The organism is Halomonas sp. 3F2F (assembly GCF_014897805.1).
In the GTDB taxonomy this organism is placed as follows: Bacteria; Pseudomonadota; Gammaproteobacteria; order Pseudomonadales; family Halomonadaceae; genus Vreelandella.
In genome coordinates this window covers 133,855-149,617 of the sequence record NZ_JABUZE010000189.1, presented here as the reverse complement: position 1 = coordinate 149,617, position 15,763 = coordinate 133,855, and the positions used below count along the sequence as shown (strand labels likewise).

Sequence of the window (15,763 nt, the reverse complement as noted above, 5' to 3'; positions counted from 1 at the left end):
GTTATAGATGGTTGTTATCTACGTATCTTTGTGTGGTTACGCCCTGCACATTAGAAGACCGCTACTCCTCGCGACAAGCTTATGACCATTAATGGCAAAAAGTGCTTTTTGTGCGTTTTGTTCATTTTGTTCACGGCCGGTTAGAACGGCTTGTTTACAGCGATTCCAGCCATGTTGAGGAAGACTCAAGCAGCCGATAGCGCCGCTCAGGGCGACCGACATCGCCATAGCCAATTTCTGCATTAACCGCTTGTTCAGCCACTAAAAACTCCAAATAACGCCGCGCTGTTGAACGGCTTGCGCCCATTGCCTGCGCTACCTGCATCGCCGTTTGGGAATCATGTTCGGCTGCCAGCGACTCCACCACACGACGCAGGGTCAAACGGTCAATGCCCTTAGGCAGCGTGCGCGTAGCTTGCCGCGCAGATTCACCTGGCTGTAAGCGAGCAAGCACTTGGTCCAGCTCGTCTTGACTCATTTCAGCCCGGTTCGCCAATGCCTCTCGCTCGCGACGAAAACGTGTCAGCATTTGTGTCATACGCGCCGCTTCAATCGGTTTAATCAGATAATCAAAGACGCCACCACGCAACGCTTCGCTGATGGTTTCTACTTCGCGGGCGGCTGTCACCATGACGATATCCACATGCACATAGTCGCGGCGAATCGCCCATAGCAGCTCCAGACCCTCTACATCAGGCAAGTAAGCATCTAATAAGATGAGCTGAACAGCATCAGCATGCTGGGCCATCAGGGCTTTTGCTTCACTGCCGTTACGTGCCAGCCCCACCACATAAAAGCCGTCGCTCTGCTCAATAAAAGCCTTATGGATATCAGCAATGCGAAAATCGTCTTCGACGACCAAAATACCGTACTGCGCCGCAGACATAGTGTTTCCTCTTCCTGGCGTCGTTATTATGATTTAAGGCGTTGTGGCGACTTGGTCGCAAAGCGAACGATCCAGCACGGCAATAAAGCACGCGCCGCCTAGCTCGCTCTCTTCTAATGTCACCTCGCCGCCATGCTGACGGCACAACCGCGCGACCAGTGCTAATCCAATGCCACGATGTTTACCGGTTTTGGTAGAAAACCCATCTTGAAAGATCGACTCCGCATGCTCGCCGGGCACACCTGAGCCGTTATCCTCTACCTCAATCAACAGCTGCTCGCCCAGATCCGTAAAGAACAGGCGAACTTTCGGTGTGTCACTGTTTGGACCATTAAGCGCTGCATGACAGGCGTTATCTAATAAGTTGCCCACAACGCTAATCATGACCTCCTGCCCAGTGACCGTCAGTGGGCAAGAGAGCGAGCTCTGCTCATCAATTTCCAGCGCAACTCCCAACTCCCCTGCTCGCGTCAATTTACCCAACAAGATGCCGCTGAGTACCGCGTCAGCTACGTGACGCATTAAAAAGCTCATTTGCGCCTGGGCACGTTCGGTTTCATGATGAATCAACGCTAGCGCCTCATCAACGCGATTAAGCTGCAAGAGACCAGAAATGGTGTATAGCTTGTTGGAAAACTCGTGGGCCTGGGCACGCAGCATATCCACATCACGGCTTGCCCGGGTAAGTGCCTGAGAAAGATCAATAATTTCCCGGCGACTGCGAAATGTCGCAACGGCGCCTTCGATCTCTCCTTCGTGCAGAATGGGCACTCGATTAGCCACCACAGGATGGTCGCCCAGCCACATTTCCTGGTCAAACTCTTGCTCGCCGTGCTTTAACACCTCGATCAAGCGCGAGTTGGGCACCACCTCACGAATTGGTTGCCCCAGCAAGACCTGTTCATCCGATAGCCCTAGAAAACGGCGGGCCTGCTGATTCACTAAGGTGATCTGGCCATCGCGGTTAACCGCCAGAATACCTTCGTGGATAGATTGCAAGATGGCCTCTTTTTCCATGGCCAAGCGGGCTATTTCATAAGGTTCTAAACCAAGGATGACTTTTTTAAGGTGCTGCGACAGCCAATAGGCCCCGGCAAATCCTAGCAAAATCATCAGCGCCACTAACGCCCACCCCAGGCTGGTATAGCGAGCCACATCCATATCGACTCGTTCTAGCATAAAGCCCACCGAAACTACCCCGATGATATTACCCTCTTCATCCCAGATAGGCGTTTTGCCGCGCATGGCGGTGCCTAACGTTCCGGTAGCTTCCGATACGTATGACTGACCGTAAATCAGCACCTGATCGTTATCCCCGCCCACCATTGGCTGACCAATACGCTCAGGCACGGGGTGCGAGTAGCGAATCGACTGGGCATTCCCCACCACCACATAACGGGCACCGGTTTCATGGCGAACGCGTTCAGCAAGCGGCTGGATAATCAGCGAAGGGTCGGGGGTCGAGAAAGCATTAACAATTTGCGGCATGCCCGCGACGGTTTTGGCCACTGCCAATGCCCGTTCGCCCATTTGGTGGGTGATAATTTCTGCTTTACGGTGGTTCAGATAGGTGCCTTGCGCTAGCAACATACCCGCCAGCAGAAAGCCGACCAGCAGCATGACTTGCAGGCGAAAACTTCGCTTGTACCAGCGGCGTTTGGCACGAGTACGGCGCCAGCGCTGTAATTCGGCCAACGTACGTGGGCGTGGGGCGGTCATAAAGGAACTCACTAGGCGCGACAGCGTCATTATGGCATGCAGCGCCAAGCGGCGTTAGCCGTTGCGCTTTTTCGACTATTTACTTATTTAGCAGCCACTGATTTTGTTTTTATCGATATACTCAGCGCTTTTAAAGCGTGCATGACGAACTCTCATCCTGCAACATCGCAGCCGCTCACAAAGACCGCTACTCAGGAGGAGTTACTTGTTGAGTTTATTAAGAAATGTCTTATTAGCTAGCTTGTCGCTATGGGCAACTTCCGCCGCTGCTTATCCATTTTACGCCCCACCACCGCCACAAGATGATACGCCGGTGTTTAGCGGCGATGCCGAACTTGGTTTTACCCACCTTTCCGGCAACACCAATAGCCAAACATTGATCGGCAAGACACGGCTGACTTGGCTGACGGGGGATTTCACTCATTCGCTGCGCGGTGAAGTCCGCAATGTGAGTAAAAACGGAGAAACCAGCGCTGAGCAATATTTAGTAGCAGGCAGGGAGCGTTTTGATTTTAGCGGCCCCCACTATCTGTTTGGCTTTGCCCGCTGGGAAAAAGACCGCTTTGCCGGCTACGACCAGCAGCTTTCTGCCATTGGTGGCTATGGGAGGCAATTGCTAGCGGGTGAACAACATTCACTATCGTTAGAAGCAGGCCCTGGCTATCGTAATGACCGATTACGCGGCGCTGATAATGAGCAATTGGCAGTTGCTTATACAGCACTCGACTATCAATTTGGCTTCTCAGATTATGCGGATATCGTTCAAGAAATGTCGGTGGAATATACCCGTCAGAACACTACAGCGCGTTCATTAACGGCACTAACGGCTCGACTAAATTCACGACTTTCGCTACGCCTTTCCCATGAAATCAAACACAACTCGCAGCCGCCTGAGGATACTAGCGAACGTACTGACAGCACCACCAGCGCATCACTGCTCTATCACTGGTAGCGCGCCGCTGCTTTCCTGTCACACAAAGAAATATTTTTTATTATCAGTGGTTTACAAAAAACGCCGACCAATTGCGGCTGCCATTAACCTATTCATCATGGTGCATCTCGCTTATTTTTCGCACTATTTTTATGCAATCCTCCTCGGGCATTAGACTTTGGTCTATATACAAGATATACTGTCCACAGTTTCCTGTCCTCGCGCCATTCATTGAATGGCGCTTTTTTTTGTTTCGAAAATCGGATGCTTTTAGGCATTACGCCTACTCACGCACGGTTTAGTTAAGCTCAATGCTCTGCTTACCCATCCCCTGATTAAACATACTCCTGATTAAACATAGGTGTTCTTAATGAACCACCCTGCCAAGACAAGCGAGGGCACTATGCGGTTTTCCCTCGGCGATCCCATCGTACTGGTGCTTAGCATCGGTTTCATCGTGGCGTTTCTTGCCCTCTCCTTTTATGACATTGATCTTGTCGCCAACTCAATCAGCGCCGGCTTTGCTTGGACAGCCCTAGTGCTAGGCAGCTACTTTCAATTGTTACTGTTACTGACTTTTTTTATTGCCATTGGTCTAGCAGTTACGCCAGCGGCAAAAGCCAAGATTGGCAATCTTGATGCACCAGAAATGAGTACCTTTAAGTGGCTATCGATTATTCTGTGCACATTGCTGGCAGGAGGTGGGGTCTTCTTCGCCGCCGGAGAGCCGGTCTATCATTTTGTGGTAACGCCTCCTGCCTTTGACACCGAAGCGGGCACCGCCGAAGCCGTCTCAAGCGCCCTTGCCCAATCGTTCATGCACTGGGGCTTTTTGGCCTGGGCGGTACTTGGCTCGCTAACCGCGGTGGTGCTTGCCCACGCTCACTATGTGAAAGGCCAGCCACTGCAACCACGCACACTGCTTTACCCGGTTTTTGGCGAGCGGCTTATGCGTGGCCCGCTAGGTAGCGTGCTAGACGCTTGCTGCGTGATTGCGTTGGTAGCAGGTACTGTCGGCCCCATCGGATTTCTAGCGACTCAAGTAAGTTTTGGCTTGCATGAGCTGTTCGGTCTTCCCGACGGCTACCTCGGGCAGCTTATTATCCTTGCGGTACTAGGTTGCATTTACGTGCTCTCTTCGATGAGCGGTGTTCATAGAGGCATTCAACTACTTAGCCGCTTTAACGTACTGCTGGCACTTGCCATTGGCGCGGTGATCATCGTGTTTGGCCCTACGCTGTTTTTGGTCAACACTTATATGTCGAGCATGGGCGCTTACATTAGTAATTTTTTCACCATGGCAACCATGACCGCCGACACCGCTCCCGCTTGGTGGATGCAGTGGTGGACCGTCTTTTTCTTTGCCTGGTTTATTGGCTATGCACCGCTGATGGCGATTTTCGTGGCACGTATTTCACGCGGACGCAGTATTCGCGAAATGATTCTTGCCGTGGCGGTACTCGCCCCGATTGCGACGACCGTATGGTTCACTCTGCTGGGCGGCTCAGGCGTTTATTATCAGCTCACGGGCGTCATTGATCTGACAGAAGCACTGAATAATTTCCAGTTTGATGTCGCGACGCTTACCGTGGCCCAAGCGCTCCCCGGCGGCACCTGGATGGCACTGGCAATTTTGTTATTGACGACAATTTTTGTGGCCACCACAGGTGATTCGATGAGTTATGCCATTGCCGTAGTGGGGGCTGGCCATGATGACCCAAGCCCATACGTACGTGCTTTCTGGGGGATTGCCATGGCGCTAATGGCGGCGGTGCTGCTGTATATGGGAGCAGGGCAAATTGGTGCCTTACAGCAATTTATCGTGATTACCGCGATTCCCGTTTCACTGATTTTACTGCCATCGCTGTGGAATGGCCCCCAGGCAGCCTATGCCATGGCGCGCGAACAGGGCATTATCGAGTAACGGTTGATAGTCCTTATGCGGCCCTGATGTTATAGCTCTGATGTTATAGCCCTAATGTTATAGACCTTCCAGCAGGCGCAGAATCATCTGCGGCTGCTGGTTGGCTTGAGCCAAAATAGCGATACCGACCTGCTGCAGAATTTGCGCGTGAATTAGATTAGAAATTTCACGGGCATAATCCGCGTCTTGGATGCGCGACTGAGCAGCAGACGTATTAATAATGTTGGTATTGAGTCCATCGATCACACTTTCGAAGCGATTTTGTACCGCGCCTAAATAACTCCGCTGGCGATCCACCTGTTTAATGGCGCCATCTAGCGCCTTAAGCGGGTTATCCGTTGCGTTGCCATCATCTAAAACACTAAAGCTTTCCAGCCCCAATGCCTGCCTATTCATGGCTGCTAAGCGCACCGCAATGCTATCGCCATCGTTAGCACCCACCTGAATATTTACCTCTTTGCTACTATCAAACAAGCCAATGCCGTTGAAGTTACTCTGTTCGGCAAGACGATCAATCTCATCTAGGCGCTGATTGATCTCATTTTGAATTGAGTCAAGATCATCGGGAGCATTAGTGCCGTTAGCCGCTTGAACACTCAATTCACGAATACGCTGCAAGTTATCGTTAATTTGATTGAGCGAACCCTCTGCTGTTTGCACCATGGAAATGCCGTCATTGGTATTGCGAATGGCTTGCTCCATACCACGCAGCTGAGCCCCCATGCGATTGGCAATCGCCTGACCTGCCGGGTCATCCTTGGCACTATTGATACGTAGCCCAGAAGAAAGACGCTCCATAGCGGTCTGCATCGATTGCTGACTGCTACGCAGATTATTCTGCACGATAAGAGACATCAGATTGGTGTTTAGGCTTAGCAACGCTCGTCTCCGAGGCAGGTCAGCCTGCCCAACAGTAGGAGGCTACACTGCTATTATCGGCCGCAACGCAAAAATCATGAGCATGCTCGTTGTTTAAGTGTCCGGCGGCTGGCAGCCAGCACTTCATCTACCGGGCGACGCACGTAGCTATGCTGGTAGTACCCCTCATCGATGACTTCGCCATCCCACGCCACAATATCCAAGTCCATGGTTCTCGGCCCTGATTTAATCGGGCCTCGCACACGTCCGAGACGATTTTCCACCTCTTTTAAGTAAGCGCGAAAAGCGTCGTGATCAAGAGATGTACGCACAAGTAAGGCTGCATTCAGGAAGTCCGGCTGGTGTTGGTAGCCAACCGGCGTTGTGCGAATCGCTTCTGAGCTGGCTATCAGCTCACACTCGCTGCGCAAAATAGTCAGTGCTTCGTGAAAGTGGTGTTCCGGCTCAATATTGGTACCGAGAGAGATTAAGCATTCATGGAGGGGCGTATCTGGCGTAGTGTTTAACGATGAGAGTGGCATAGCTGCATCCTAATCTTGTAGACCCTACTTTAGAAACCCGGCGCTTAGCGTCAAAATTCGAAGGCGGCTGTCAGGTCATATTGATGATACGTAAGATTAGCTTGCCTGCTATTTTGTTCAAGCTATGTACAAGATATTGACAAACGCTACGCTCACGCAGAAAGTCATACTCAACGCTAACGTTAATCCACTTGGGGAACTTGCATGAGTTCATCAGCTGCACTGATCACTGGCGGCGCAACACGTTTGGGACGCTATTTCGCCGAAGCCCTAGCGGCTAAGGGCTATGATATTGCCTTACATGTGAATAGCTCACGGGGTGAAGCCGAAGACGTTGCCAAGACGATTCGCGCCAAAGGACAGCGCTGCGAAATACTGCCATGCAATTTCCTGAGCGACTCTCTTGAAGAACTTGTGACAGCCGCCAAACAACACTTCCCAAACTTAAATGTGCTTCTTAATAGCGCCTCTGCATATGAACCTGCTCCCATTTCAGGCACCGACATGGCCATGCTGGAAACGCAGTTTAGGGTCAATATGTTTACACCGTTGCTGCTCACACGTTACTTTGCAGACGCCGTCGATAGAGGCCAGGTCATTAATATTATTGATAATAAAGTGGCCTATCACCAGTACCCGTATGCCGCGTATCTATTATCGAAAAAGAGCCTTTCTGATATGACGCGTATGGCAGCGCTAGAGTTTGCACCACGCCTGCGTATTAATGGTATTGCTCCCGGCGTGGTACTGCCCGCTTCTCAACGCACCAGCGACTATATTCAGTGGCGAATTGAAGGTATACCCGTTAAGCACCAGGGTGATCCCGCCCACCTTGTACAAGCGTTGCACTATTTATTAGACAATGAGTTTGTTGCTGGGCAAATTCTATTTGTCGATGGGGGTGAGTCGATCAACCTTGAAGGGCAACATTCCGAAAACTATCCAGGCTGAAAGCATTCCAACCTATCTTTCAAATCTATCTTTAAAACTTATCTTTAAAACCTGTCTTTAAAATCTGTCTTTAACGCCCTCTTACGCCATACGCTGCCGATGCTTATTAAGTCATTCGGCAGCTTTTCGTTGACGGTACGTTAAGCCCTGCACGATTTAATCAAAGGTCACATTTCCCACCTTCCATGGACAGAAGAGTTGTCTGTAGACTCGTGAAAGTCGCCTTATTTCAGCTGGCATGCAACCCATCTAGGCGACTATTCCAACAATAAAAAGGAAATTCTCATGGAAAAACTCGCGCAACGACTGGGGCTGCGCACGGACCCCACCATTTTTTTTACTTCGGCTGGCTTGATGGTGCTGTTTCTTGTCGCACTCATTATTGCCCCCGAGACGATCGGAAGCATTTTTGCTGCTGGCCGCAGTTGGGTGGTTACCAATCTTGGCTGGTTCTTTATCTTTGGGGTTAGTTTCTGGCTGGTTTTCCTACTGTGGATAGCACTCAGCCGTTACGGCAATATTCGCTTGGGCGACGAAGACGATCGGCCGGAGTACGGCAATATTTCCTGGTTCACGATGCTGTTTGCCGGTGGTATTGGCACAGTGTTGATGTTTTGGGGGGTGGCCGAGCCGGTCTTTCATTTTGCCAACCCGCCTCATGGCGATATTGAGCCACATACGGTAGAAGCCGCTCGTGAAGCGATGGGCTTTTCGCTTTACCACTTGGGCTTGCATACCTGGACCATTTTCACCCTGCCAGGGCTAGCCTTTGCCTACTTTATTTACCGCTACGACCTCCCTGTACGCGTCAGCTCAGTGTTCTATCCGCTGCTCAAGGAGCGTATCTACGGCCCAATCGGTAAAACGATCGATATCTTTGCGGTACTCGGAACGCTGTTTGGGGTGGCCGTTTCTATCGGGCTAGGTACCTCTCAAATTAATGCAGGGCTAAGCGAACTTTTTGGCGTTGCTGATAGCGTGACCACTAAAGTCATTATCATCATCGTGTTAACGGCAGTCGCAGTAGCCTCCATTGCAGGCGGGCTGGATAAAGGCGTGAAGCTGCTTTCCAACATCAATATCGGCATGGCCGTAGGGTTGATGTTGTTTGTCTTGTTTACCGGTTCGACCGTCTTTCTTCTGCGCGGCATTATCGAAACGCTCGGCATTTATATTTCCAACATCGTGCCGTTGTCGTTCTGGAACGACACGCTAGCGCAATATACCCGTGAAGAAGGCAGCTGGGGCTGGCAGGGTAACTGGACGGTCTTTTACTGGGCCTGGACAGTGACGTGGTCTCCCTTTATCGGCTTGTTTGTTGCTCGTATTTCCAAAGGTCGTACCATCCGTGAGTTTGTCCTTGGTGTGCTGTTTGCACCTTCTGTGTTTACGCTGGTGTGGTTTGCTATTTTTGGCTGGTCGGCCATGGAAATCGATGGTATCGGCGCGGCCGCTCGCGAACAGCTGGGCGACCAGGCCGGTATGATGACGGCCGCTGTCATGGAGAGCGTGCCCTTAGCAATGTTTGCGTTCTTTGAGAACTTCCCCGCTGCTACGCTGATTCAAGGGCTTGCCGTCGTTATCGTGGCAATCTTCTTTGCTACTTCGTCGGACTCCGCGTCGCTGGTCATCGACCTACTGTGTACCGGTGATACGGACCCCGGCCCAATTCATCAGCGGGTATTCTGGGGCGTCTCGGAAGGTGCCGTTGCAGCCATGCTGATCGTACTCGCAGGGGATGCGGGACTAGTAGCGCTACAGCAAGTGATTACCGTCATCGGTCTGCCTATCTTTATCATGGTCTTCGCCATGGTCTTTGCACTGATGAAGGCGCTGATGAAGGAGAAGATCAAAATCGTACGCCCCAAAGGAGCGCCCGAACTGGATAACCTATAAAGGGTTCTAACGTTCTGACGAATATGAATTACAGCGGATGTTTCAACAACAGTGCCGCCCTTTTGGGCGGCACTGTTGTTTAGTTAGCCGTTGTCAATAACCGGCATTCTATTACACACCGTCTACATCACCATGATCAGGTTTTAGATGATCAGACTCATTGGTGTCCTGAACTGACTGATTGGATAGCTGTTCGCTTTCCTGATGGATTGGCGATGTTTCTACCTTTTTACGTTCAGCGGTGGAGTCCAACACGCGCACATTGGCGGGCGGTGTTTTGCCACCTTTCGTTTCACCAAAATAGAGCGTGGTATGCGGGAATGGAATCTCGATACCTGCTGCATCAAAGCGCAACTTCACTAAACGGTTATAGGCACGCCCAACACCCCACTGATCGCCCGGCGTCGTCTTGATCACCACACGAATATTGACAGAGCTGTCGGCCAACGCGGTAACGCCTGCCACTGTCAGGTCAGCCAGCAGTTTATGGCTGTGCTCCTCGCTCTCCTTCAGGTCTTCGAACGCCAACTGCAGCTGCTCAATTGCTTCATCGATGCTCTCGTTATAGCCGATACCGTATTCACCGACGTGGTTACCGTACTCACGCATATAGTTCGACACAGTATCAACGCTGGAGAACGGCACGATATGATAAGTGCCAGACAAATCACGTATCCCTACCGAACGAATACTTAATCGCTCAGCGGTACCAGTGATACCGCCTACCGTTACCACATCACCGGTGTTCATGGCGTTCTCTACCTGAATAAAGATACCGGTAATAACATCCTGAACCAGTTTTTGAGCACCAAAACCAATCGCTAAACCCAGCACACCGGCACCAGCAATGAGCGGCCCGATATTAATGCCTATTTCCGACAACACGATCATGCCGGTAATTGTCACCATGGCAATCACTAAGGCATTACGGAACAGGCTCAACAGCGTTTTAGCACGCGCAGAGGGTTCGCCATGGCCGGTTTCTGGGTTGAGCTTATGCTCAATCAGGCTTGCTAGCCCCAGCCACACACCGAACGCAACGATCAAGATTATGGCGACGCTGGTAAGTTTCCCGACGAGGTTCGCGCCACGTTCGGAGGCGTACCATGCCGCTAGGTTAAACACTCCCCAGGCATCCAAGACGACCATAACGACCGCTATTAATAGCACGGTACGCAGCACACGCAGGGCATTGGGCACATAGCTATTTAAGCGCACTTCCAGCATCGGCAGTTTGCGACGCAGATCATCGGATAGCCGAATACGCCGGCCAATCGTTTGCGTAAGGAACGCCGAGCTCAACAGCCCGATGACCACGGCGGCCAATGTTTTCAAGGTGGCAAACAGCACAAACGGCAATGCATCCCCAGGGCGTAACAAGGTAAGCACAAACACCATCAGGAAGTAGAGCAACGCAAACAAGTGCCAGGTTCGAGCAAACAAGCGCAGCGACACGCGACTAGCGGTCATCGTCGCTCGCGCTGCCATCTGGTTAAGATTGTCACGCAGGCGTACACGGTTTTTAAGCACGACGCCAACCGCGTAGATGAAGGCCAGCAACATAATAAAGGTGCCGACGGCTTGGCCTAGGGTTGCCGCGATATAGAAATTAACCAGCGGCACGACCACCATCAAGCCATAGCCGACCATGCCAATTAAACGCGCTAACCAGCGATTCCAGTAGGACGCTTCTTTTGCTGAAATAGGTAACAAGCGCAGCCCTTCATAGCGTGAAGAGAACAGCATACGCATACCGGCTTTCAGCAGTTCAATCACCAAGAAGGCGTTTAGAAATAGTGAAGCGCGGGTAGAAAGTTCGCCTGTTTCCCCCACCGCAAACGCCGCCACCAAGTTACCGCCAACGTAAGCAAAAGCAACCAACAACACATCTACGACGGCAGCAATAGCGACACATAACACCAAACGCAGCACGGGCGTTAAACCACTGCCCTGCTGAGACCAGCCGCTGATTTTAGTAAATAACGGTTTAGCCAAACGGCGGCAAAGCAAAAATATCGCGAACGTCGCAACAATCACGATACCCAAATTAATTGCCGCACTAACAAACGCGGCCATGTCGAACGAGCTAGCGCCTTGGCCGGTAAATAGGTCGCCCACCACGGCCACTGCCTGCTCTATCTGTCCGCCAACATCACCAACCACACGACTGGTTAGCTCTGCAAGCTGACGGGGCAGTGATACATCCTCAGGGGCAAGGTCACTCCCCTGGGCGGCTGCTTCCGGTGATAACTCACTAGTCAGTTCATTGGGTAACACTGACGCTTGATTTCGCAGCAGCTCAATCAGTTCTTGGCGCGCTTGCTCATCTTCCAGCAGATCGGCAAGTGCCGAATAAGAGGGCTGCTCCTCTGCGTTAGCGGTGTCTTCGCTTCCCGCACTCAACGTCGTTTGAGCGAGTGCAGGCGTTGTCAGAAAGGCGAATAGCATCAATAACCAGACGCCTAGCCAGGGGAATAAACGTAATGGCGTCACACCTAAACCTCCCTTTGGATGAATCTTTCACTCAATGTCATTGCTAACTCTTTTATGCACATCGTTTCATGCACATCATAGTGCACGCTATTCATATTGCACTCTCGGCGAGTGCAAGATTTGTATAATTGATAAACAGGGTAACATGAGAAAAAGAGCGTGGCTCGCCACTCGCCGCGTCAATATTTGTGACATCAACGCGAGTTAAGCTGGCATCATCTGTCGATTTATCCGCACAGCGGCGCCAGCCATTGGTGGGCTAGCGCCAACAACAGTGCATAGCGCGCCCCTTTGGCCACCACAATCCAGAGCAACGCACGCCACCAGGGCAATCTAAAGATACCTGCGAGTACAGTAAGGGGGTCACCCAGAACGGGTGCCCACGAAAGCAGCAAGCTAACTTCACCAAAACGTTTGTACCAACGCTCTGCGCGCGCTAATCCAGTGGGTGACGCGGGGAACCAGCGACGATGTTGAAACTGGCGGGCATAACGTCCCAGCGCCACATTGACCATACTGCCCAGGGTGTTGCCAGCGGTGGCGACGAGCCAGAGCCCAACCGCGGGCTCGCCTAAGCACCACAACCGTGCCAGCCACACCTCTGAGCCGCCAGGCAGTAAGGTGGCGCTAGCCAACGCCACCCAGAATAGGCTAAACATAATGAGTGCCGTCTTTGTCAGTCACTGCAGGTGCGCAAAGCGCCGCTTATCGGGGCAGTTGGCCACCCAGCTGAAGGGTGATTTCGTCGGCGATGGTGCGCACTAACGCACCTAGTGCCAATAGGCGCTCTTCAGGAATACGCGCCATGGGTCCAGAGACTGAAATAGCCGCCAGCGGTGTGCCATGCTCATCGTGAATACAGGCGGCCACGCAGTGTAAACCCACCGCATGCTCCTCGCGGTCGCAGGCAAATCCCTGAGCACGAATAGTCGCCATTTCGATCAACAGCTCATCGGATTGATGCAGGGTATTTTCAGTCACTCGGGCAAGGTCGTAACCTTTAAGCAGCGCGGTACGCTCGTCTTCACTCATCCAAGCCAGTAGGGCTTTGCCCACCCCAGAAGCATGCAGCGGCGCCCGCGAGCCTAGACGAGTAATCATCCGCATCATCTGCGGCGACTCATGCTGGGCAAGAAAGACCGCCGTCGCACCATCCCGAATCCCCAGATTCGCTGTTTCCCCCGTTTCTGCGGTTAAACGGCGTAAAAAGGGCCGACTTTGGGCGACGACATCACGCGCTTCTAAAAAGCTATTACCAATGCGGAAGGTTTTAACATCAATGCGCCAAAGTCCCTGCTCACTCTCTTGCGTCACGAACCCCTGGCTTTGTAGCGCTTGTAACAATCGGTGAGTGGTGGATGGCGCGAGATCAGCCATTTCCGCCAACTCCGATAAAGCTAACCCTAATGGGCTTGCCGACAAATGCTCTAACAGCGTGAGGCCACGTACTAATGATTGGCTGTGCCCACCGCTCGCCTTGGTGGCCCCCGCCGGACGTCCGACTGACCTACGCTTTACGTCACTCACCTTACTTTCTCCTGAAAGCGCCTCTCCTGAAGGCATAAAGTGAGGGAGGATAACGCGCCAGCGGGGCCGCTGTCGCGTTTACGGAAACAAATTCCACCAATGATATCTCAAGCGTTGCTAGCGATGGCGCCACTGGGGTGGGCGCTTGGCGATGAAGGCATCAATACCCTCAGCTGCATCATCTGCCAACATGTTGCACGCCATGGTTTCGCCAGCAAACGCATAGGCTTCCTCTAACGGCATCGCTAGCTGCCGTGCGAACATGGCTTTGCCAGTGCGCACCGCCACTGCGCTCTTGGCGCAGATGCTCGCAGTGAGTTCGCCCACGGCACTATCGAGTTCGCTCTCTTCGGCAACCCGGTTAATAAGCCCCCAGTCCGCGGCCTGAGAGGCACTGATGAATTCTCCGGTCAGCAACATTTCCATCGCCCGCTTTCGCGACACATTACGCGACAGTGCTACTGCAGGTGTCGAACAGAAAAGCCCCACATTGATTCCTGATACGGCAAATCGGGCATTGCTAGCTGCCACAGCCAAATCACAGCTAGCGACGAGCTGGCAGCCAGCGGCCGTCGCAATGCCCTGAACTTTAGCAATCACAGGGACAGGCAAGTTAACGATGCTCTGCATCACCGCGCCACAGCGAGCAAACAGTGTTTGGTAGTAGGCTTTATCAGGGTTCGCACGCATCTGCTTTAAGTCATGCCCTGCGCAAAATGCCTTGCCGTTCGCAGCCAACACCACGCAGCGCACATGCTCATCCTGGGCAATGTCATCAAGCGCACGTTGCAGCGCCGTCAACATATCCTCAGACAATGCATTAAAGCGTTCAGGCTGGTTTAACGTAAGGGTCGTTACCCCTTGATAATCAGTGCGTTGCAGAAGTTCTGAAGACGCCAGTGGCGCATCTGAAGAGGCAGACATAGAAAGCTCCTAGACAGTCGAGAGTTGCTCAGTCTAGCGCGTACAAAGGCTAATGTTGGCGAGATACGACCAAAGAGGCCTCCTGAAGAGCAGGAGGCCTCGTGAGTTACGTGTTTGCGCGGTTGCCCTTGCGCTGGTTATAGCCTAGAGGATGGGGTTCACCACGGGCCTTAGCCAGTTCGATTTGGCGTTGACGCTCTCGGGCGGCAGCGCGGGTTTTTTCGGGGAGTGAGTCGATGCAGTGAGGGCAGCTGATGCCCGGCTCGTAGGCCGATGACTGCATATCATCAAGCGAAATAGGCATACGGCAAGCGTGGCACTGCTCATGCTCACCTTCGCTAAGGTCGTGGCGCACGGTGACGCGGTTATCAAACACGAAACACTCACCACGCCATAAGGACTGCTCTTCCGGGACCTTTTCGAGGTAGTTCAGCACACCGCCTTTAAGATGATAGACCTCTTCAAAGCCCTCTTTCAGCATAAAGCTGGAGGCCTTTTCACAACGGATGCCACCGGTGCAAAACATCGCGACTTTCTTGTGCTTTTCTGGGTTGTAGTGCTCACGCACGTACTCAGGAAACTCACGGAAGGTGGTCGTTTTCGGGTCAATCGCCCGCTCAAAGCTACCAATCGCCACTTCGTAATCATTGCGGGTATCAATCACCAGCACGTCCGGGTCGGAGATCACGTCATTCCAATTTTCCGGCTCCACGTAGGTGCCAACGGTGTCGTTAGGATCAATATCCGGCACGCCCAGGGTGACGATCTCTTTTTTCAGTTTCACCTTAGTACGGTAAAACGGCGTTTCGTCACAGTAGGACTCTTTGTGGTCGATATCGCTTAAGCGAGGGTCGGCGGTCAGCCAGGCCAGCAGGGCATCAATGCCTTCGCGAGTGCCCGCCACGGTGCCGTTAATGCCTTCTTTAGCCAACAGCAGCGTGCCTTTAACGTTGTTATCGACCATTGTCTGACGCAGTGGCTCACGCAGGGCTTCAAAGTCGTTCAGAGTGACAAACTTATACAGTGCCGCGACCACAATGGGCGGCATTTGGGTGGTTTCCGTCATGGAATACTCCTGGTAGTCGCCCTCGCAAAGGGCGGACCGGGTAAAT

13 protein-coding genes are annotated in these 15,763 nt (G+C 52.4%); 4 read left to right on the top strand and 9 right to left on the bottom strand.

All coding sequences use genetic code 11. From position 1 onward, the window contains the following. Positions 1-154: 154 nt before the first annotated feature. Positions 155-886 carry a response regulator gene (locus INT21_RS20060; RefSeq protein ID WP_125752775.1) on the bottom strand — a complete coding sequence of 244 codons (732 nt, stop codon included), beginning with the start codon at positions 884-886 and terminating at the stop codon, positions 155-157. 33 nt (positions 887-919) lie between these two features. After that, entirely contained in the window at positions 920-2,605 is a 1,686-nt protein-coding gene (locus INT21_RS20055; protein ID WP_193060711.1) for an ATP-binding protein, read from the bottom strand. Positions 2,606-2,813: 208 nt separating this feature from the next. Here INT21_RS20055 and INT21_RS20050 point away from each other — a divergent pair, with 208 nt between their 5' ends. Together INT21_RS20050 and INT21_RS20045 are read left to right on the top strand one after the other, a co-directional pair. Next, complete coding sequence (locus INT21_RS20050; protein ID WP_193060710.1) at positions 2,814-3,557, top strand: DUF481 domain-containing protein; 744 nt, start codon at positions 2,814-2,816, stop codon at positions 3,555-3,557. Positions 3,558-3,906: 349 nt separating this feature from the next. After that, a complete protein-coding gene (locus tag INT21_RS20045) occupies positions 3,907-5,460 on the top strand; it encodes a BCCT family transporter (RefSeq protein WP_193060709.1) in 1,554 nt (517 codons plus the stop codon). A 57-nt stretch (positions 5,461-5,517) separates the two neighbouring features. On the opposite strand, the gene INT21_RS20040 is transcribed toward INT21_RS20045, so the two are convergent. Next, positions 5,518-6,339, bottom strand: a complete 822-nt coding sequence (locus tag INT21_RS20040) for a flagellin N-terminal helical domain-containing protein (protein WP_319022085.1) — start codon at positions 6,337-6,339, stop codon at positions 5,518-5,520. 74 nt (positions 6,340-6,413) lie between these two features. After that, positions 6,414-6,860, bottom strand: coding sequence for a 2-amino-4-hydroxy-6-hydroxymethyldihydropteridine diphosphokinase (gene folK, locus INT21_RS20035; protein WP_193060707.1), 447 nt, complete (start codon positions 6,858-6,860; stop codon positions 6,414-6,416). Positions 6,861-7,064: 204 nt separating this feature from the next. Between folK and INT21_RS20030 the strand changes: the two genes are divergently transcribed. Continuing rightward, positions 7,065-7,811, top strand: a complete 747-nt coding sequence (locus INT21_RS20030; RefSeq protein ID WP_193060706.1) for an SDR family oxidoreductase — start codon at positions 7,065-7,067, stop codon at positions 7,809-7,811. A 285-nt stretch (positions 7,812-8,096) separates the two neighbouring features. After that, entirely contained in the window at positions 8,097-9,707 is a 1,611-nt protein-coding gene (locus INT21_RS20025; RefSeq protein WP_089040319.1) for a BCCT family transporter, read from the top strand. 111 nt (positions 9,708-9,818) lie between these two features. Here INT21_RS20025 and ybiO read toward each other — a convergent pair whose 3' ends face one another. The 5 genes from ybiO to trhO all read right to left on the bottom strand — a co-directional run bounded on the left by ybiO (position 9,819) and on the right by trhO (position 15,717). Next, entirely contained in the window at positions 9,819-12,200 is a 2,382-nt protein-coding gene (gene ybiO / locus INT21_RS20020) for a mechanosensitive channel protein (RefSeq protein WP_193060705.1), read from the bottom strand. A 227-nt stretch (positions 12,201-12,427) separates the two neighbouring features. Next, positions 12,428-12,859 (bottom strand): YqaA family protein, encoded by a 432-nt coding sequence (locus tag INT21_RS20015; RefSeq protein WP_193060704.1) that lies wholly within the window; start codon positions 12,857-12,859, stop codon positions 12,428-12,430. A gap of 46 nt (positions 12,860-12,905) precedes the next feature. Beyond that, on the bottom strand, positions 12,906-13,727 hold the full coding sequence (locus INT21_RS20010) for an IclR family transcriptional regulator (protein WP_089040316.1): 822 nt from the start codon (positions 13,725-13,727) through the stop codon (positions 12,906-12,908). Between the two features lie 117 nt (positions 13,728-13,844). Continuing rightward, the gene (locus tag INT21_RS20005; RefSeq protein ID WP_193060703.1) at positions 13,845-14,651 is read right to left on the bottom strand and encodes an enoyl-CoA hydratase; all 807 of its coding nucleotides are present in this window, start codon (positions 14,649-14,651) and stop codon (positions 13,845-13,847) included. Positions 14,652-14,757: 106 nt separating this feature from the next. Further along, the gene (gene trhO, locus INT21_RS20000; RefSeq protein WP_193060702.1) at positions 14,758-15,717 is read right to left on the bottom strand and encodes an oxygen-dependent tRNA uridine(34) hydroxylase TrhO; all 960 of its coding nucleotides are present in this window, start codon (positions 15,715-15,717) and stop codon (positions 14,758-14,760) included. Positions 15,718-15,763 lie beyond the last annotated feature (46 nt).